Genomic DNA, 18,402 nt, shown 5'->3' on the forward strand with positions numbered 1-18,402 from the left:
CAACCACCGCGCCGTATAGTGCGCCGCACGCGCGGTGGTCCGCGCTTGCCTGTGCCGGTCCCTGCGTGCGCCTGCTGCCCCGTTCCGCGTCCTCGTCGTCCCTGTTGCGTTGGGTCCTGCTGCTGTTGTGGTTGTGCGCGACGGTGGCTTCGGCCCAGCCGCAGGACACCGACGATGCGCCGCCGGATCCGCAGACCCTGCTGGACAACGCCGCCAAGTCGCTGAAGGATGCGCGCGGCAAGGAAGTGGATGCGGGCAACCAGACCGCCTTCCAGGACCTGGTCGCGCAGGTCTCCGACGCCGCCAGCGATGCGCAGACCGCGGTGGACGCCCTTGCGCCGCAGCTGGTGCAGGTGGAGGCACGCCTGCAACAACTCGGCCCGGCCGCCACCGGCGACTCGCCCGACATCACCGCGCAACGCAAGGCGCTGACCAAGCAGCGCGACAGCCTGGACTCGGGGGTCAAGCGCGGCAAGCTGATGGTGGTGGAAGCACGACAACTGGCCGACGAGATCGAACGCGTGCGCGCCGAGCATTTCAGCCAGGAGCTGTCGCTGCGCTCGCCGTCGCCGCTGTCGCCGGCGCTGTGGAAGCAGATCGCCGACGACTTTCCCGACGACCAGGCCAAGCTGCTGGCGCTGTACACCCTCGGCATGCAGTCGCTGCAGGACGCGATCGCCGAGCATGGCAGCGGCGCGCTCGGTTTCGGCATCGCCATCGCGGTGATCCTGCTGTTCCCGCTGCGCTACCTGCTGCGCTGGCTGGGCAAGCGCTATGCGGTGTCGCGCGCGCCGGGCAGCCGCCTGCGCCGGTCGGGCCTGGCGATCTGGTTCCTGCTGCTGGGCACGTTGACCCCGGGCCTGGCCGCGCTGGCCCTGGCCGAAGCGCTGCGCAGCATCGATGCGGTGCCGGAGCGCCTGGACGCAGTGCTCAACGGCTTCGTGGTGGTCAGCTTCGCCGCGGCGTTCATGGGTTCGCTCGGCGCCAGCGTGCTGCTGCCGAACCAGCCGAGCTGGCGGCTGTTCCCGATCGACGACGCCACCGCACGGCGCCTGCGCAAGTACACCTGGGCCACCGCCGCGCTGGCCTGGCTCAGCAGCATGCTGCTGGTGATCAACCAGGCCGCGCGCACCAGCGATTCGGCCACCGTCGCCGCCGATGGGGTGATCGCGCTGGTCTACGGCGTGCTCATCCTGGCCACCCTGACCAGTCTGTCGCGGCTGCGCCGGCGCCAGTACGCCGAAGCGGCGGAGCAGGCCCTGGCCAACGCGCAACCGCCGCCGCCCGGCCAGCACGGCGGCGCCCTGGCGCTGATCGGCGTGCTGGTCAAGGTCGCGGTGGTGGTGGCGCTGCTCGCGGCGCTGCTGGGCTATCTGCACCTGGGCCTGTTCATCACTCGGCAGATCATCTGGATCACCATGATCGTCGGCGCGGTGCGGCTGCTGATGACCTTCGCCGACGACTTCGCGCTGTGGCTGTTCGCCAGCGAAGGCCGCATCGGCCGCGCCGCCAATGGTGCCTTCGGAGTGCGCTCGAGCAGGCTGGAGCAGGCCGGGGTGCTGACCTCGGCGCTGCTGCGGGTGGTGCTGCTGCTGATCGGCATCGGCGCGCTGCTGATGCCGTTCGGCACCAACGTCTCGATCGTTTCGGACTGGTTCTCGCTGCTGTCCGACGGCATCCGCGTCAGCGACAAGGTGGTGCTGTACCCGGGCGCGATCGTCCGCTCGGTGCTGGTGTTGCTGCTCGGCCTGGGCGTCATGCAGTACCTGCATCGCTGGCTGACCCAGACCTATCTGCCCAAGACCGAACTGGACGACGGCTCGCGCAACTCGATCAGCACGGTGGCGCGCTATGTCGGCATCATCCTGGCGGCGTTGTGGGCGCTGGCCGCGCTGGGCATCGGCCTGGAGCGGATCGCGCTGGTGGTCAGCGCGCTGTCGGTCGGTATCGGTTTCGGCCTGCAGTCGATCACCCAGAACTTCGTGTCCGGCCTGATCCTGCTCGCCGAGCGCCCGGTCAAGATCGGCGACTGGATCAAGATCGGTGACCAGGAGGGCGACGTGCGCCGGATCAGCGTGCGCGCCACCGAGATCCAGGTCGGCGATCGCTCCACCCTGATCGTGCCGAACTCCGAACTGATCACCAAGACCCTGCGCAACATGACCCTGGCCGGGCCGCTGGGCCGGGTGCAGATCCAGTTCGCAGTGTCGCTGGGCACCGACGTGACCAAGCTGCGCGCGCTGCTGCTGGAGCTGTACGCGGCGCATCCGGGCGTGCTGGACGACCCGGCGCCGTCGGTGTTCATCGACTCCATCGCCAACGGCCACGTCACCCTCAACAGCTTCGCCTACGTGGCCTCGCCGCGGCTCACCTACGGCACCCGCAGCGAACTGTTCTTCGCCCTGCTGGAGCGCCTGGCCGAGGAAGGCATCGCCCTGGAGTCGCCGCAGGAAGTGAAGCTGTTGCGTGAGCCGCGGGAGAGCCGGGATTAGGGATTGGGGATTGGGGATTGGTAAAGCGCGAAGCGGCTTTGGCCGCCAGCTGCCGGCGCTGCAGGTCGCGGCTGAGCCGCTCCTACGAATCCCCAATCCCGATTCCCCAATCCAGGCCTTTAGCGCCTGCCGCGCTCCTCGCGGGCGCGGATGCGCCGGTCGAACAGCACCGCGCTGACCACGATGCCCAGGCCCAGCACCACGCCGAGCAGGAACAGCACCATCGCGATCGCCGGGTAGCCGAACAGCTTGGTGCCGGTGTCGATGCGCATCATCTGCGTGGAGGCCAGGATCAGCGCGGCGGTGACGATGCCGGCGGCGACGCGGTTGGCGATCTTCTGCAGGCTCTCCATCAGCCGCGATTCCTCCAGGCCGGCCACGCGTACCTGCAGGCGGTTCTCCGCGGCCAGGGTGAGGATGTCCGAGAGCCGGCGCGGGCCTTCGCGCAGCAGCGCCTGCAGTTCCATCGCCTCGCTGGCCAGGTTGGCCGCCGACAGCGATTTCTTCAACCGCGCGCGCATCACGTGCTGCAACTGGTCCTCGACCACCACGCGGGTGTCCAGGTGCGGCGACAGCGCGCGGCATACCGCTTCCAGGTTCAGCAGGGTCTTGCCGAGCAGGCTCAGCTCGGGCGGCGTGCGCAGCCCGTAGGTGGTGGCGATGCGCACCAGGTCCAGCACCACCCGGCCTTCGGACATGGCGTCGTGCGCCGCGTAGCGGGCGATCATCTGCCCGGTCTCGCGCTGGTAGCGCTCCTCGTCGAAGTCCTCCAGGCGCGTGCTCAGCGCGATGGTCTCCTCGGCCACTTCCTCGCCGCGGCCGTCGACTGCGGCGAACAGCAGTTTGAGCAGGCGCTCGCGCAGCTTCGGCGGCACGTGCGCGACCATGCCCAGGTCGAAGATCGCCAGGCGCCCGTCGGCGAGCACGCGCAGGTTGCCCGGATGCGGGTCGGCATGGATCTCGCCATGCACGAACATCTGGTCCAGGTAGCCGCGCACCAGCGCCGCGGCCAGATCGTCCATCGGCTGCTCGGTGCGGCGCAGCCCGGAAATCTTGTCCACGCGCACGCCTTCGGCCAGCTGCATGGTCAGCACGCGGCGGCTGCACAGGTCCCACACCGGCTGCGGCACCCACAGCTGCGGGAACGGCCGCAGGTGCTCGCCGAAACGCGCCAGGTTCTCGGCCTCGGCTTCGTAGTTCAGTTCCGCGAGCAGCGCCTTGCCGAACTCGGCCAGCCAGTCGGCGAAGCGGATGCGCCGGCCCAGCCCGGTGAGCTTGTCGGCGGCGTTGGCGAAGCTGCGCAGCACCTCAAGGTCCGAGCGCACCTGCGCGGCGACCTCGGGCTTCTGCACCTTGATCGCCACCGGGGTGCCGTCGCGCAGCGCGGCGCGGTGCACCTGCGCCAGCGAGGCGCTGCCCAGGGGGGTGTCGTCGAAGGCGGAGAAGGCCTTGTTGATGCCGACGCCGAGTTCGGCCTCGACGATCTCGCGGATGCGCTCGCTCGGAATCGGCGCGGTGTTCTCCTGCATCCGCTCCAGGGCGGTGGCGAACTCCGGCGGCACCACGTCCGGGCGCGTGGACAGCATCTGCCCGAGCTTGACGAAGGTCGGGCCCAGCGCTTCCAGGTCGGTGACGAACTGTTCCGGCGTGCCTTCCGGCGGCAGCTCGTGCTCGCCCTGGGCGGTCTCCATGTCCATGCCGGAAAATACCCCGGAGCTGCGGTAGCGCAGCAGCAGGCGCAGGATCTGGGTACGGCGGCTGAGGCCGCCGATCACGTGCGGGGTGTCGGCCGCGTCGGGCGTCGCGCTCAAGGTGGGCTCCGGGCAAGGGTAGGCGCGGTCGAGTGTGGCGATGGCCGGGTCGTTGCGCGGTGAATCCCGCCGCGCGCATCGGCTGGGCGCCGCTGCCGGGAGGTGCCTGCATTCGCTGCCGGGAAGGGGGCGATGGTCGCTGTCATACGACAGGCGCGATCCCGGCCTTGCGCATGGTCTGCCGCCGTCGGCGCTATCCCCGGCGCTTGCGATGGCGTCCTCGTCATGGTGATGCGTCGTATCCTGCCGCGTTGCGATAGCGAGGATCGGAAGCGGAATGCGGTGGAGTGAACAGGCGATATCGCGCGGAGCGCGTCGGTGCTCCCGCTTGCGGCGCGGCCAGCGGTGCGATGCGCCGGAGACCGCACCGCCCGACGGCGCGATGCGCGCACAGGCACGCGGTGTCGGCATGGCTGCCGCCCGATGAGCCGACGTCGGCTCGCGCTGCTGGTGGCGGCGGTGGTCCTGGCGCTGCTGGTCATGGTCTTGCTGGGCGACGACGGTGCCGGCGTCGCCACCGAGGTGCGCAGCGCCCTGCGCGCCTTCGCGCGTGCCTTGTTCTGACGTCACAGGCGGTCGGCCGCCTCTGTTCCAGTGCCACGGTCGGGCTTACTCTGGGAGCTCGCTGTCACCTGCCAGGAGCGCTGCCATGCCCGTCGTCGTTTTCCCTGCCGTCTGCCGTGCCGCGGTCCTTGTCGCGTGCGCGCTGCTGGCCGTGCTCCTGTCGGCGAACGCGACCGCCGCGGCCGCGCCCCAGCGCTATGCCGGCGAGGATTTCGACGCCAGGGCCTTTGCTGCCAGCAAGCGCCGCAGCTACGAGCTGCAGGACTTTTCCGACCGCTACCGCGCGACGCTGGAGGTCGAGGACAACGACGGGGTGTTCCGGCCCGGGATCGTGCGCGTATTCGCCCGCGGCAACGCCACGCCGCTGCTCGAAGTGGCTTCGCCAGAGTTGGTGGTGGACACCGATGCCAAGGGCACCAAGGTCAAGGCCAACGTGCACCAGTTGCCGTACGGCGAGCAGAGCGTGCTGATCTACGACGATTTCAACTTCGACGGCATCAAGGACCTGGCGGTGATGGACGGCCAGAACAGCTGCTATCACGGCCCGTCCTACCAGGTGTATCTGGGGACCGCCGATGGCTTCGAGGCCAGTCCCGGCTTCACCGAGCTGGCGCAGAGCAACTGTGGCCTGTTCCAGGTGGATGCCGAGGCGCGTGAGATCCACACCATGACCAAGGACGGCTGCTGCTGGCACCAGTACGCGACGTACTCGATCCGCGATGGCGCGCCGCTGCTGGAGAGCGAAACGGTCTTTGACGCGCGCGGCGACGGGCCGGGACTGGAGCAGGAGACGGTGTATCGCGACCGTGGCGGCAAGCGCGTGCCCGACATGCACTACGTGTGGGACGAGGAAGGCGAGACTGCGGTGGGCCAGCGCAAGATCCTGCTCGAGTTCCGCCTGGCGCCGGCCGGAAAGCGCATCGTGGTGTTCGCCAATGTCGGCGACGGGGCCAGCAGCAAGCCGTTCTATGCGGCGATCGGCGCACAGCAGCGGGTGGACCTGCTGTATCCGGATGCCGAACGCGAGGCGATGGACTACGACGCGGACCGGCACGTGCTCAGCTTCGAGCGCGGCGACACCACCTACCGCATCGTCGGCAATGCGCAGGGGGTGCCGCAGCGCATGGAGGTGGTGGTGCGCGGCAAGGTGCAGCCGCTGACGCTTCAGCCCGGCTCGGTGCGCGGCTCGCTGCAGGCGGTGGCGCAGGTGCTGGAGGCTGCGTCGGCGGAGTAGCGGGCCGCGGGTCGTGGTGCCGAAGGGCGCTGGCGATCCGGGCTACACGGGTCGGGACTGAAGTCCCTCCCACAGTGCACCCGGTCAGCCCATTGCAGCCCCGATGGCGCCATCTGTAGGAGCGGCTTCAGCCGCGACAGGCTTCACCGGGAACGCACGTCGCGGCTGAAGCCGCTCCTACAAAGGCTGCAGCCGGCGATGGTCCTTGAACTGCATGCGAATCTGCGTGCGTGTGCGGTGATGACGCCACGCATGTGGGGTTCGTCGTAGGAGCGGCTTCAGCCGCGAAAGCCGTTCCCGACGATGCCTGCTGCCCTCGTTACCCATACCTGCCTTGCGCCGCGTTGGCCGACCCGACCGGTCGCTTCACCCCCACGCCGCGAACGCCCGCGCCACCGCTTCGGCGCCGGGGTCGATCACGCCACGCAGTGCGTCCGCGGGCACCGCGGCAGCGCGGCCGGCGCCAGCGCGCGTGAGGTGTGCGGTGGCATCGGCGCCAGCACGTGCGGCGCGCGCGGCGGCGCCCACGCCGGCGCCCTGCGCCAGGGCGTCCAGCGCCGGCAGCAGCGCGTCTAGCAGGGTGCGGTCGCCGCGTTGCGCGCCGCCGTAGTGCTGCATTCGTGCCACGCCGGCCTGCAGGGCCTGCACCCAGTCGCGGCCGTCCGCCAGTGCGCCGGCGGCGGTGGTGAACAGGATCGACAGCAGCACGCCGCTGGAACCGCCCATGCTGTGTTCGATCGTCGCCGCCAGGCCGCGCGCCAGTGCGGCGTCATCGCCGGTCGCCAGCGCATCGGTGTCCAATGCCTGCTGCAGGGCGCGCGCGCCGGCGGCGAAGGTGCTGCCGGCGTCGCCATCGCCGCTGCGCGCGTCCAGCGCGTCCAGCTCCGCCTGCGCGGCGATCAGCGCCTGCGCCACGCGGGCCAGTGCTGCGGCGCACTGCGCGTCGCGCGCGCCATGGCGGTGGCTGTCGTCGCGCTTCAGCACCGGAGCAAAGGTCTGCGCCGCGTGCGGCACGCGCACGCCGGGCCAGCCCAGGGTCTGCACCGGCGCCTGCAGCGCGGCCAGCACGTCGGCATCGGCCGGCGCCAGAGTGATCGAGAAACCGTGCATGTCCATCGAGGTCATCAGCGCCGCCGGCAGCGGCATCAGCGCGATGCGGTCGACGCCGATGCGCTGCAGCGCCAGCCGCGTCAGCACGCCCAGTTCCTGCGTCGAGCAGCCGCCGAGGTCGTTGAGCATCAGCACCAGCGGCGCGTCGGCACCGAGGCGGGCATCGGCCTGTGCCAGCAGCGGGTCCAGGACCAGCGCCAGCGCCTCTTCCACCGCGCCCGGCTGTACCGGCCGCGCACCCGGCTCGTTGTGGATGCCCAGCCCCAGTTCCGGTGCGCGACGGCCCACGTGCTGGCCGGGCACGCTGCAACTGGACAACGCCATGCCCAGCGACAGCAGGCGGTCGGCGAAGGCCTGGCCGCGCTGCGCCAGTTCGGCCAGCGGCATGCCCTCGCGCGCCAGATGGCCCACGTACTTGTGCACCAGCACCGTGCCGGCGATGCCGCGCGGCTGCGCGGCGTCGGGCAGGGCGATGTCGTCGGCGACCAGCACGCTGGCCACGTCGATGCCCTCGGCGCGGGCGCGCTCGGCGGCCAGGCCGAAGTTGAGCCGGTCGCCGGTGTAGTTCTTGATCACCAGCAGCACGCCGGGCGCGTCGGCGCAGGCGCGGATCGCCGCCAGCACCGCCTCCACGCCGGGCGAGGCGAACAGGTCGCCGGCGATGGCGCCGCTGAGCATGCCCGGGCCGACGAAGCCGGCATGCGCCGGCTCGTGCCCGGCACCGCCGCCGGACAGCACCGCGACCTGGCGCGGATCGCGCTCCGCCTGCAGCACGATGCGGGTGCCGCTGTCGGCCTCGGAGAGCAGCAGCGGTTGCAGCATGGCGGCGGCCGCGAGCACGTCGTCGACGATGGCGCGGGGCGCGGTGAGGAACTGGTCCATGGCGTCTCCTTGGCGGTGCGGGGCTGGGCCGCAGGGTAGCCGAGTGCGGGTGATGCCGTGGCGCGCGGCGCCGGCCCGCGATCTCGGTGAGAATGGCGCCGACCTTTCCAACAGGAACGCGCATGGCTCGCACCAGCCTGTTCACCTTGCTTGGTGCGCTGGCGTCCGCGCTGGACGAGACTGCGCGCCGGGCCCCGGCACAAGCGCGGGCGGTGGCCGCGGCGCCGATCGGCCGCGCCTGGTGGCTACTGGGCAAGGCGTTCGGGCGCGCGCTGTTGGGCAAGCTGGCGCTGGTGCCGGCGTTGCTGGCGCTCTACGCCATGCTGCCGCCGCCCTCGGTGTTCGGGACGCACGACAACGTCACGGATCGGCTGACGCTGGGGCTGTTGTGCTTGTGCGGGCTGTACCAGAGCTACGAAAGCCTGGAGTGGCTGGCACGCTCCTGGCGCCGCCCGGCGGCCGATCCTGGTGCCGAAGACGACGCCCGGATCGCCGGGCTGCTCAAGGGCGCGATGCGGACCGATGTCGTCGTGTCGATCCAGTGCATCGTCGTGACCAGCCTGGTGCTGTCCATGCTGCCGTTCGCGTTTTCCGCGCTCGGCGTGGCGCTGATGGCCGTTGCGCTGGCACTGGCCATGTACATACCGGTCGCCGCGCTCGTCCTGCTCGCCGACCTGGGCCTGCGCGTGCACGGTGCGGGCGGTCGCATCGCGGCGCTCGGGCGCGTCCTGTTGGCGCTGGCGCCGCGGCTGTTGCGTGGCCTGTCGCTGCTCGCGTTGGTTGTGTCGCTCGTGCTCGGCGCGGCGTCGGCGATCGGTGCGACATACGCATTGATCTTCCCGTCCTCGCCGGAAGGCCTCATCAAGTAGCGTTACGTCAGGTTGTGCAGCGCGCGGGGCCGGTAATGGGATACACCCGGGCGGAGACCGATGCGGCCGGCAGCCCACCGCATGCCGGAATCGGCGAGAATCGCCGCTCATCCCGAATGGAATCCCCGCATGGCCGGCGCCAGCCTGTTCACCCTGCTCGACGACATCGCCACCCTGCTCGACGACGTGTCGCTGCTGACCAAGGTCGCGGCCAAGAAGACCGCCGGTGTGCTCGGCGACGACCTGGCGCTGAACGCGCAGCAGGTCACCGGGGTGAACGCCGACCGCGAACTGCCGGTGGTGTGGGCGGTGGCCAAGGGTTCGCTGCTCAACAAGGCGATCCTGGTGCCGGCGGCGCTGGCGATCAGCGCGTGGCTGCCGTGGGCGATCACCCCGCTGATGATGATCGGCGGCGCGTTCCTGTGCTTCGAGGGCGTGGAGAAGCTGGCGCACCGCTTCCTGCATTCGAAGAAAGAGGACGCGGAGCGGCATGCGCAGCAGGTGCAGGCGCTGGCCGACCAGCAGGTGGACGTGGTGGCGCTGGAGAAGGACAAGGTCAAGGGCGCGATCCGCACCGACTTCATCCTCTCGGCGGAGATCATCGTGCTGTCGCTGGGCGTGGTCGCCGGCGTGCCGTTCGTGCAGCAGCTCGCGGTGCTGGTGGCGATCGCGCTGGCGATGACCGCCGGCGTCTACGGCCTGGTTGCCGGCATCGTCAAGCTCGACGACCTGGGCCTGTACCTGAGCCGCAAGGGCGCCGCCGCCGCGACCATCGGCCGCGGCATCCTGTGGCTGGCGCCGTGGTTGATGCGCACCCTGTCGGTCGCCGGCACGGCGGCGATGTTCCTGGTCGGCGGCGGCATCCTGGTGCACAGCATCGGCCCGCTGCATCACGCCATCGAGGGCATCGCCCCGAGCGGCGGCCTGGGCAGCCTGGTGCTTGCGTTGGGCAATGCCGTGGTGGGAATCGTGGCCGGCGCCGTGGTGCTGGCCGTGGTGTTGGGCATCAAGAAGGTACGGGGTAGGGATTAGGGATTGGAGATTCGGGATTCGCAACAGCGGCGCGCATTGCTGCCTTTGCGAATCCCCAATCCCGACTCCCGAATCCCGCGCCGGCACCGCCGGCGCTAATCGGCCGAAACCACCCGGTTCTTGCCGGCCTTCTTGGCCTCGTACAGCGCACGGTCGGCGCGGCGGATCAGCGCGTCCTGCGCTTCGCCGGGCTGGCGCAGGGCGACGCCGGCGCTGAAGCTGACGAACACGCGCTGGTCCTCGTGCACTACCGCGCGCTGGGCCAGGGCGCGCTGCACCCGGGTCACCGCCGCGCTGGCCTCGAAGATCGTGCAGTCCGGCATCAGCAGCAGGAATTCCTCACCGCCGAAGCGAGCGATGGCGTCGCTGGCGCGCAACGTGGTGCGTGCCACTTCCACCACGTGGCGCAGCGCGCTGTCGCCGCCGGGGTGGCCGTAGGTCGCGTTGAGCTGGCGGAAATCGTCCAGGTCCAGCATCGCCACGCACAACGGTTGCGCGCTGCGCTCGGTGCGCACCAGTTCGCGCGCGAACAGGTCCTCCAGGCCGCGCCGGTTGAGCGCGCCGGTGAGCTGGTCGACGCGCACCAGGCCGCTGACGTCCTGCAGTTCCTGCTCCAGGCGCAGGATGCGCTGTTCGGCCGCGTCCACTTCCTGGCGCGCGGCGATCAGGTGGTCGCGCGCGCGCAGCGCCTGCTCCTGCACGTGGCCGGTGTCCTGCAGCACTTCCTGCAGCAGGCGGTTGAGGTCGGCGATGCTGCGCGCGTCGCGGATGGTCTGCGAGTAGTCGGCGATGCGGTCGTGGAATTCGCCGGTGCTGGCGGCCATGCCGTCCAGGTCCGCGACGAAGGTCAGCATCAGCTCCTTCATGGCGTTCTTGGACTCGGCGATGCCCTGCTTGAGCAGCCCCTGCTTGTAGATCACCTCGCGCAGGCTGCCGCGTGCCTCCTCGATCGAGTAGCGGTCCAGCGGCCCGGCGATCAGGTCGCGCACCACCGCGATCTGGCCCTGCAGCCAACTGGTGTCTTCGAGCAGTTCGCCGACATTCTCCAGCAGCAGGTCGAACAGGCTCAGCAACAGCGCCTGTTGCTCCTGGCCGTCGTTGGCGCGCAACGCGATCTGGTGGCACAACTCGCGTACCTGCTGCGCCACCGGTTCCAGCGGTTGCCCGGGGCGCCACTGGCGCAGCGCCTCGCCGCTGGCCTCGGCCTCGCCGGCCAGCTCGGGCAGGGTGTGCAGCAGCGCCGCCAGCGCGCCGGCCACGGTCTGCCGCAGCAGGTCGCGCAGGCGCTCGCTGTCGCTGGGCCCGGCCAGCGGGTCTTCGATGTCGATGGTGCGAATGTACTTGTCGATCAGCTGGCGCAGCGCGCGGCCATAGCTGGGCCAGTCGCCGCTGCTCGCTGCCGATTGCAGGCGCCGGCCCATGTCGCCCAGTTCGCCATGCAACGAGGCCATGCCATCGGCGAAGGCGCCGAGCAGGCCTTGCGGCTCGTGCGCCTGCTGGAACAGGCGGATCAGCGCGGCGGTGGCGGCGGCCGGGTCGGTTGCGCCCGCCACAGGCGCCGCCGCTTGGCCGGGCGCGTGCCCATGACCATGTCCATGTCCATGCGCGCGCGCCGGCAGCGTCGCGGCCGCCGTCGTCGCCGGCTCGCGCCGACGTGGCGACAGCAGTTTGCGCAGTCCGCTGATGGGCGGCTCGTCGCGTTGGTCCGACATGCCGGCCGGCTCCTCCCCAGTCAATGCGCCGCCCATGCTGGCGCTCAGGCTCTGGATATCGGCGCCGGCGGCGTGCGCTTGAGCGGGCGGGTGGTGGGTCTGTGAAGAAGACTCCATTGCGGTCGTACCCTCACCCCCAGCCCCTCTCCCGGGGGGAGAGGGGAGTATGTGCTCAGGCGGCGTGGTCGCCCGTCCCTTCTCCCTTCGGGAGAAGGTGCCCCGAAGGGGCGGATGAGGGTCGGGTGGCTAGGGAGGCGTCTGGGGAATAGGTTCCCTGGCTGTCGCACCCTCACCCCCGGCCCCTCCCCCGAAAAGGGGGCCGTGGTCCCGGAGGGAGAGGGGAGCAAGCCTGGCTTGCCGAAAGATCGCCGCGTGTCCGGACGTCGTGCAAGACGCGCACGGCACTGGCACTCTGGCGGTTGTGCCTACCGCAGCGTCGACAGCGCTACACGCCCCCCACCTCCACCGAGACCGAGCATGGCCGATTCCCGCGAACCGCTGCTGCACCCTGTCCCGATCCTGTCCTTGCGCCCGACGCAGATGACCGTGGGCATGCGCGAGGTGAAGGAGAAGCGCAAGCGCTGGCGCGCGCACGCCTCCAGGCACAAGCAGGCCGAGCTGCTCGGCAAGCACATGATCCCGGTGGTGCTGGGGCCGGACGGCAAGTACTACGTGGTGGACCATCACCACCTGGCGCGGGCACTGCACGACGAAGGGGTGAAGGACATCCTGGTCACGGTGATCGCCGACCTCAGCGTCGTCGACAAGGCCGCGCTGTGGAGCGTGCTGGATCATCGCCGCTGGGCCTATCCCTATGACGCCAAGGGCGAGCGCCGCCCGTTCAAGGACATGCCGACGTCGATCGCCGACCTGAAGGACGATCCCTACCGCAGCCTCGCCGGCGAGGTGCGCCGTGCGGGCGGCTATGCCAAGGACACCACCCCGTTCAGCGAATTCCTGTGGGCCGACCTGTTCCGCCGCCGGCTGCGGCGCCGCGACATCAAGGACGACTTCGCACGCGCCATGGAGACCGCGCTCGCGCTCGCCAAGAGCAGGGAGGCGAGCTACTTGCCCGGCTGGTGCGGGCCGTCGTCCGACGACTGATCGGTGGCCGCGGCATGGTGCGGCTTGCCGCCCAGGAGCCCGTGCAAGGCGCGTTCGACGCGGCCGCCGACCAACAGGATGACGAAGGCGATGGCCAGGGACACGGCCACGATCTGCCATTGGCCGGCGCCGCACATGATGCCGATGCAGGCGGTGAGCCAGACGCAGGCGGCGCTGGTCAGGCCATGCACCCGGACGTGTTTCTGGGTGTGATAGATGACGCCGGCACCGAGGAAGCCGATGCCGGTCAGGATGCCCTGGATGACGCGGCTGCCGGCGTCGGTAAAGCCGCCCTTGCCGAGCGGGTCGGCCAGCAGCACCACCATCGCGGTGGCCAGGCCGACCAGCCCCAGCGTGCGGATCCCGATCGGTTTGCCGTGCAGGTCGCGGTTCAACCCGATCGCCGCGCCGGCGAGGGCGGCGATTCCCAGGCGCACGGCGATGTCGGACAGCTCGATCAAGGCAGGTCTCCTGGTGGATGTGGCGCCGTGGGCGGCCGGCCCATCATAGGAAACCCGGCCGCGCGCATGTCGTGTGTGCCGTGGGTCGGCTTCAGAGCGCGGCGCGGACCTCGTCCAGGCTCGGTGGGTTGGCGCCGGCGCGGGTGCAGTTGATGGCCGCGGCGGCCACGCAGAACTGCAGCAGGCGCTCCAGCGCAGCCGGCTCGCTGCCCAGCGCCGCCAGCGCGGCCGGGTCGGGCAACTGCTGCAGCAGCGCCGCCTGGAAGCTGTCGCCGGCGCCGACAGTATCGGCCACCTGCACCACGCGGCCGCGCACGCGCGCCTCGCTGTCGCCGCGCCAGGCCACCGCGCCGTCGCCGCCCAGGGTCATCACCACCAGCGACGGCCCCTGCTGCAGCCAGCTGCGGGCGATGGCGAACGGATCCTGCTGCGGATACAGCAACTCGATGTCTTCCTGGCTGACCTTGACCACGTGCGCCAGCGCGATCCAGCGCGCCAGCCGCGCGCGCCATACCGCCATGTCCGGTTCCACCGTCGGCCGCACGTTCGGGTCCAGCGAGATCAGCCGCTGCCCGCGCTCGCGCTCGGCCAGCGCCTGGAAGGTGCTGGCGGTGGTCTCGGCGACCAGCGTGTAGGAGCCGAAATGCAGGCCGCCGACGCGCGCGTCCAGCGTCGGCAGGTCGGACTCGGTCAGTGCGCGGTCGGCGCAGCCGGTGCCGTAGAACGCGTAATTGGGGACGCCGTCGCCGTCGAGCGCGACCATCACCAGGGTGGTCGCCTCGCGTTTGTCGATGCAGTAGTCCAGGGCCACGCCTTCGCGTTCGAGGGTGGTGCGCAACTGGCGGCCGAGCGGGTCGGTGGACAGGCCGGTGAACAGCGCCGACGGCGCACCCAGGCGGGCCAGGCCGATCGCCACGTTGAACGGCGAACCGCCCTGGCGTGCGGTCATCCCGACCGAGGTGCCGGCGTAGCCGTCGATGAAGATGTCGTACAAGGCCTCTCCGCACACCACGAACATCGAACCGCTCCTCGTCAGGTTGCAGCGCGCCGGCCGGCGCGATGGGGCGGCTATTGTGGCGTACCTGCTGCGGCGCGGCGACCGTGCGGGAGCGGGCTGCTGGGCTGCCGTGTGGGGTGGGCGCCTGGATGGCGCTCGTACCGTCATTTAGGGAGGAGGCCTGGCTGGCGGCCGTACCCTTATCTAGGGAGGATGCCTGGCTTGCGGCCGTACCCTCATCCGCCCCTTCGGGGCACCTTCTCCCGAGGGAAGAAGGAACAGCCGCGCGCCCATAGCCCCTCTCCCCCCGGGAGAGGGGTTGGGGTGAGGGTAGGAGCGCGCAAGCGCTTCGTGGATCCTGGACGCCAGCCGTACGGCATTGTGCTGGTGCGTGTGGCTGCGCGCTGGCGTATAGGACGGATGCCTGGGCTGGCGCTCGTATGCTCATCCAAGGTGGATGCCTGGCTGGCGCACGCACCCTCATCCGCCCCTTCGGGGCACCTTCTCCCGAGGGGAGAAGGGAACAGCCGCGCGGCCATAGCCCCTCTCCCTTCGGGAGAGGGGTTGGGGTGAGGGTAGGGCGCGCAGCGCCTCGTGGACCCATGCCCGCCACGCAAGCACCCCGACAGTACCTTCCCGCTCCGCCTGCGATAGTCGGAACTTCCCCCACCTGTCTCCAAGGACATCCCCATGAAGATCCTGCTCGCCGGCGCCACCGGCCTGGTCGGCGGCCACGCGCTGACCCAGTTGCTGGCCGACCCGGCCTGCAGCGCAGTGATCGCACCGACCCGGCGCGCGCTGGAGCTGGACCATCCCAAGCTGCACAACCCGGTGCTCGACTTCGACGCGCTGCCGGCGCAGGCGTCGTGGTGGCAGGTGCAGGCGGCGATCTGCGCGCTCGGCACCACGATGCGCCAGGCCGGTTCCCGTGAGGCGTTCCGTCGGGTCGATCACGACTACCCGCTGGCGATCGCGCGGCTGCTCCGCCAGCACGGCGCCGAGGCGTTCGCGCTCAACTCGGCGCTGGGAGCGGATCCGCAGTCCTGGGCGTTCTACAACCGGGTCAAGGGCGATCTGGAAAACGACCTGCGCGCGCTCGACTATCCATCGTTGACCCTGGTACGTCCCGGGCTGATCGGCGGCGAGCGTGTGCAACGGCGCCGCGGTGAACACGCGGCCAGCGTGGTGCTGTGGGCGCTCGGGCCGCTGCTGCCGCGGCGCTACCGGATCAATCCGGCCGAACGCATCGCCGCGGCGCTGGTCGCGGCCGCGCTGCAGCCGCGACCGGGTGTGCAGGTGATCGATGCGGCGCAGTTGGTTTAGGAGCCGGGATTGGGGAGTGGGGATTCGGGATTGGAGAGGGCGCGCGAGGTCGCAGCATTGCGTGTGCGATGCAAATAGCGGCAGCCCCGCCTAGGAGCGGTCGTCTGCGGCGCGACGCCGGCGCCAGGTCGCATCACTACTGCATCGCGTGCAGCCCACGCTCGTCGCCACGCGCTCGCGCGCACTGGCCGTGGCCGCACACGCGACCTGCCTCAGGCGCCCAGCGACTGCCCGCCGTCCACCGCCAGCACCTGGCCGGTGATCCAGCGCGCCTGCGGCGAGGCCAGGAACAGCGCTGCGTTGGCGACGTCGTCGATCGCGCCGAAGGCGCCGAACGGAATGCTGGCGCGGATCTGCCGGTACAGCTCGGGCTGCTGCTGGCGGCGTTGCTCCCACAGCCCGCCGGGAAACTCGATGGACCCGGGCGCGATCGCATTGACCCGGATCCGTTCGCGCGCCAGCTGCGTTGCCAGTGTCATCGTGTAGTAGTTCAGTGCCGCCTTCGCCGCCGAGTACGCCGGCACCCGCGGCGTCGGCCGCAGGCCGTTGATCGAGCTGATGTTGAGGATGCAGCCACGGCCGCTGCCGCGCAGATGCGGCAGCGCGGCGCGGTTGCAGCGCACCGCGGCCATCAGGTCGATGTCGAAGCCGGCCTGCCAGCTCGCATCGTCGTCGCCATGGCCGTAGCCGGAGGCATTGTTGACCATCACGTCGATGCCGCCGAGCGCGTCGGCGGCCTGCGCCACCCAGCCCTCGATCTGCGCGGCGTCGGCCAGGTCGCAGCACTGTGACGCGACCGGGTGGCCGTGGCGCTGCAACTGCGCGGCGGCGTCGGCCAGCGGCGCGGAACTGCGTGCGCAGATCGCCACCGCCGCGCCGTGCCGGGCGAAGGCGTCGGCGATGGCAAGGCCGATGCCGCGGCTGGCGCCAGCGACGAGCACGCGGTATCCCGCGAAGGCGGATGGATCGGTCATCGGTGGCTCCTGCGTGGCCGTGGGGCGTGTGCCGATTATCCGCGCAATCCGCAGCACGCGGCCGCTTCTGGCACCATGGCGGCCGTCGCACGCGCCGCCATGGTGCGCCCGCCGCGCCGCCGCCTTGCGATGGCCGCATTCCCTTTCCAGGATTTCCCGCAGTGAAGAAGACCTACCGGCTCCGCATCGAAGGCAAGCATCCCGACCGCCTGCTCGACGCCGCCAAGCACGACATCCGCAAGTACATCCGCCGCGAGCGCCGCAAGACCCTGCCGGCCGGCGCCGACTACTGGGATTTCGACACCCTGTTCGGCACCGAGGAAGCCACCGCTGCGGTGCTGCCGCCGGCCGAGCTGCTGCGTGCGGTCGACGCGCTGGTCGCCGCCGGCGGCGATCAGTTCTACGTGGAAATCCGCAGCCGCGCGTGCACGCGGCCGCCGCGGGCCACGGACGGCCAGGACGAGCGCGAGCACGATCCGTTCGAGGACTGAGCGCGACTCGGCGCGCCCGCGGCGTCGGGACCCACGCGGTGCAGCTCAGCCGCTCGCGGGCGGCTCCCCGTCCTGCGCACGCGCCGCGCGCAGTCTGTCCTTCTTGCTCGGTCGCTTGCCCTTGATGCCACCGGTGGAGGCGGCCGCCTCGGCGGCCGGCGTGGCGGCCGGGGTCGGCGCCTGCGTCGGCTCGAAACCGGGAATGCGTTCGCGCAGCACGCGCACGCCCTGGCGTTTCTCGATCAGGCGCAGATGCGCCGCGCTGGCAGCGTCGACGAAGCTGAGCGCCTGGCCCTCGGCGCCGGCGCGCGCGCTGCGGCCGATGCGGTGGGTGTAGTCCGCGGTGGAACGTGGCAGGTCGTAGTTCACCACCACCGGCAGCGCGACGATGTCGATGCCGCGCGCGGCCAGGTCCGTGGTCACCAGCACCCTTAGCTGCTGCTGGCGGAACGCGTCCAGGGTGCGCTGGCGCCGGCCCTGCGCCAGCTCGCCATGCAGCGGCTGCGCGGCGATGCCGGCCTTGGCCAGCGCCGTGGCAACGCGTTCGGCATCGCGCCGGCTGGCCACGAACACCAGCGCCCGCGGCCACGCTTCCTGTTCCAGGAGATGCTGCAGCAACGCCAGGCGACGGCCGTCGTCGACCTCGATCGCGCGCTGGCGCAGCGTCGCCGGAATCGGCGCGGCGTCGGCGTTTTCGCCAATCCGCCGCGGCGCGCGCAGCAGGCGCGTGGCCAGCGCGGCGATCGGTGCGGGCATGGTGGCGGAGAACAGCAGGGTCTGCCGCGTCGGCGGCAGCCGCTGCAGCAGCCGCTCCAGTTCGGCGCCGAAGCCCAGGTCGAGCAGGCGATCGGCCTCGTCCAGCACCAGGTGCGCCACCGCGTCCAGTTGCAGCGCGCGCTGCTCCAGCAGGTCCAGCAGGCGCCCGGGCGTGGCCACCACCACGTCGGCGCCGCCGCGCAGCGCCAGCATCTGCGGATTGATCGAGACGCCGCCGACCGCCACCACCACCCGCGGCCGCCGCGGCAGTTCCAGGCCCAGTGCGACGAAGGTGTCGGCGACCTGGACCGCCAGTTCGCGGGTCGGTACCAGCACCAGTACGCGGGTGGAACGCGCCGGCCTGGCCGCCTGCGCGCAGGCCTGCAGCAGCGGCAGGGCGAACGCCGCGGTCTTGCCGGAGCCGGTCTGCGCCATGGTCAGCAGGTCGTGGCCGGCGATGACCAGCGGCACCGCCTGTTGCTGGATCGGCGTGGGCGTCTGCCAGCCGGCGCGCGCGAGCGCGGCGGCGAAGGCGGGAAACAGCGCGGGCGACAGACCGAGGGAAGCGAACGGCATCGGGAGACGGGCAG

General features: G+C 71.0%; 15 protein-coding genes. 8 read left to right on the forward strand and 7 right to left on the reverse strand.

The window, feature by feature from the left end:
- Positions 1–65 precede the first annotated feature (65 nt).
- Entirely contained in the window at positions 66–2,492 is a 2,427-nt protein-coding gene (locus FHR66_RS12665) for a DUF3772 domain-containing protein (protein ID WP_456361758.1), read from the forward strand.
- Positions 2,493–2,611: 119 nt separating this feature from the next.
- Here the strand turns inward: FHR66_RS12665 and FHR66_RS12670 are convergent, their stop codons facing one another.
- Positions 2,612–4,303: an ABC1 kinase family protein gene (locus tag FHR66_RS12670; RefSeq protein ID WP_167087842.1), complete on the reverse strand. Its 1,692-nt coding sequence runs from the start codon at positions 4,301–4,303 to the stop codon at positions 2,612–2,614.
- Between the two features lie 423 nt (positions 4,304–4,726).
- Here FHR66_RS12670 and FHR66_RS12675 point away from each other — a divergent pair, with 423 nt between their 5' ends.
- Entirely contained in the window at positions 4,727–4,867 is a 141-nt protein-coding gene (locus FHR66_RS12675) for a hypothetical protein (protein WP_167087844.1), read from the forward strand.
- An 85-nt stretch (positions 4,868–4,952) separates the two neighbouring features.
- Positions 4,953–6,101, forward strand: coding sequence for an XAC2610-related protein (locus FHR66_RS12680; RefSeq protein ID WP_160969371.1), 1,149 nt, complete (start codon positions 4,953–4,955; stop codon positions 6,099–6,101).
- Between the two features lie 366 nt (positions 6,102–6,467).
- On the opposite strand, the gene FHR66_RS12685 is transcribed toward FHR66_RS12680, so the two are convergent.
- On the reverse strand, positions 6,468–8,093 hold the full coding sequence (locus tag FHR66_RS12685) for a dihydroxyacetone kinase subunit DhaK (protein ID WP_160969369.1): 1,626 nt from the start codon (positions 8,091–8,093) through the stop codon (positions 6,468–6,470).
- A gap of 122 nt (positions 8,094–8,215) precedes the next feature.
- Between FHR66_RS12685 and FHR66_RS12690 the strand changes: the two genes are divergently transcribed.
- Positions 8,216–8,962: a DUF808 family protein gene (locus FHR66_RS12690; RefSeq protein ID WP_160969367.1), complete on the forward strand. Its 747-nt coding sequence runs from the start codon at positions 8,216–8,218 to the stop codon at positions 8,960–8,962.
- Positions 8,963–9,091: 129 nt separating this feature from the next.
- Positions 9,092–9,994: a DUF808 domain-containing protein gene (locus FHR66_RS12695; protein WP_160969365.1), complete on the forward strand. Its 903-nt coding sequence runs from the start codon at positions 9,092–9,094 to the stop codon at positions 9,992–9,994.
- Between the two features lie 95 nt (positions 9,995–10,089).
- On the opposite strand, the gene FHR66_RS12700 is transcribed toward FHR66_RS12695, so the two are convergent.
- Entirely contained in the window at positions 10,090–11,706 is a 1,617-nt protein-coding gene (locus FHR66_RS12700) for a GGDEF domain-containing protein (RefSeq protein ID WP_167087846.1), read from the reverse strand.
- Between the two features lie 477 nt (positions 11,707–12,183).
- Between FHR66_RS12700 and FHR66_RS12705 the strand changes: the two genes are divergently transcribed.
- The gene (locus FHR66_RS12705) at positions 12,184–12,810 is read left to right on the forward strand and encodes a ParB-like protein (protein WP_160969361.1); all 627 of its coding nucleotides are present in this window, start codon (positions 12,184–12,186) and stop codon (positions 12,808–12,810) included.
- On the opposite strand, the gene FHR66_RS12710 is transcribed toward FHR66_RS12705, so the two are convergent.
- Entirely contained in the window at positions 12,771–13,271 is a 501-nt protein-coding gene (locus tag FHR66_RS12710) for an MgtC/SapB family protein (RefSeq protein WP_160969359.1), read from the reverse strand. The two genes, FHR66_RS12705 and FHR66_RS12710, sit on opposite strands and share 40 nt — an antisense overlap.
- Before the next feature lie 91 nt (positions 13,272–13,362).
- Entirely contained in the window at positions 13,363–14,289 is a 927-nt protein-coding gene (locus tag FHR66_RS12715) for a carbohydrate kinase family protein (protein ID WP_160969357.1), read from the reverse strand.
- Between the two features lie 669 nt (positions 14,290–14,958).
- Between FHR66_RS12715 and FHR66_RS12720 the strand changes: the two genes are divergently transcribed.
- Complete coding sequence (locus tag FHR66_RS12720) at positions 14,959–15,591, forward strand: Rossmann-fold NAD(P)-binding domain-containing protein (protein WP_160969355.1); 633 nt, start codon at positions 14,959–14,961, stop codon at positions 15,589–15,591.
- Between the two features lie 212 nt (positions 15,592–15,803).
- Here the strand turns inward: FHR66_RS12720 and FHR66_RS12725 are convergent, their stop codons facing one another.
- A complete protein-coding gene (locus FHR66_RS12725; RefSeq protein ID WP_160969353.1) occupies positions 15,804–16,565 on the reverse strand; it encodes an SDR family NAD(P)-dependent oxidoreductase in 762 nt (253 codons plus the stop codon).
- Between the two features lie 161 nt (positions 16,566–16,726).
- On the opposite strand from FHR66_RS12725, the gene FHR66_RS12730 reads away from it, so the two are divergent.
- A complete protein-coding gene (locus FHR66_RS12730) occupies positions 16,727–17,056 on the forward strand; it encodes a DUF6172 family protein (RefSeq protein ID WP_160969351.1) in 330 nt (109 codons plus the stop codon).
- Positions 17,057–17,101: 45 nt separating this feature from the next.
- On the opposite strand, the gene FHR66_RS12735 is transcribed toward FHR66_RS12730, so the two are convergent.
- Positions 17,102–18,388 carry a DEAD/DEAH box helicase gene (locus FHR66_RS12735; RefSeq protein WP_160969349.1) on the reverse strand — a complete coding sequence of 429 codons (1,287 nt, stop codon included), beginning with the start codon at positions 18,386–18,388 and terminating at the stop codon, positions 17,102–17,104.
- Between the last annotated feature and the right edge of the window lie 14 nt (positions 18,389–18,402).

Source organism: Xanthomonas sp. F4 (genome assembly GCF_011761895.1).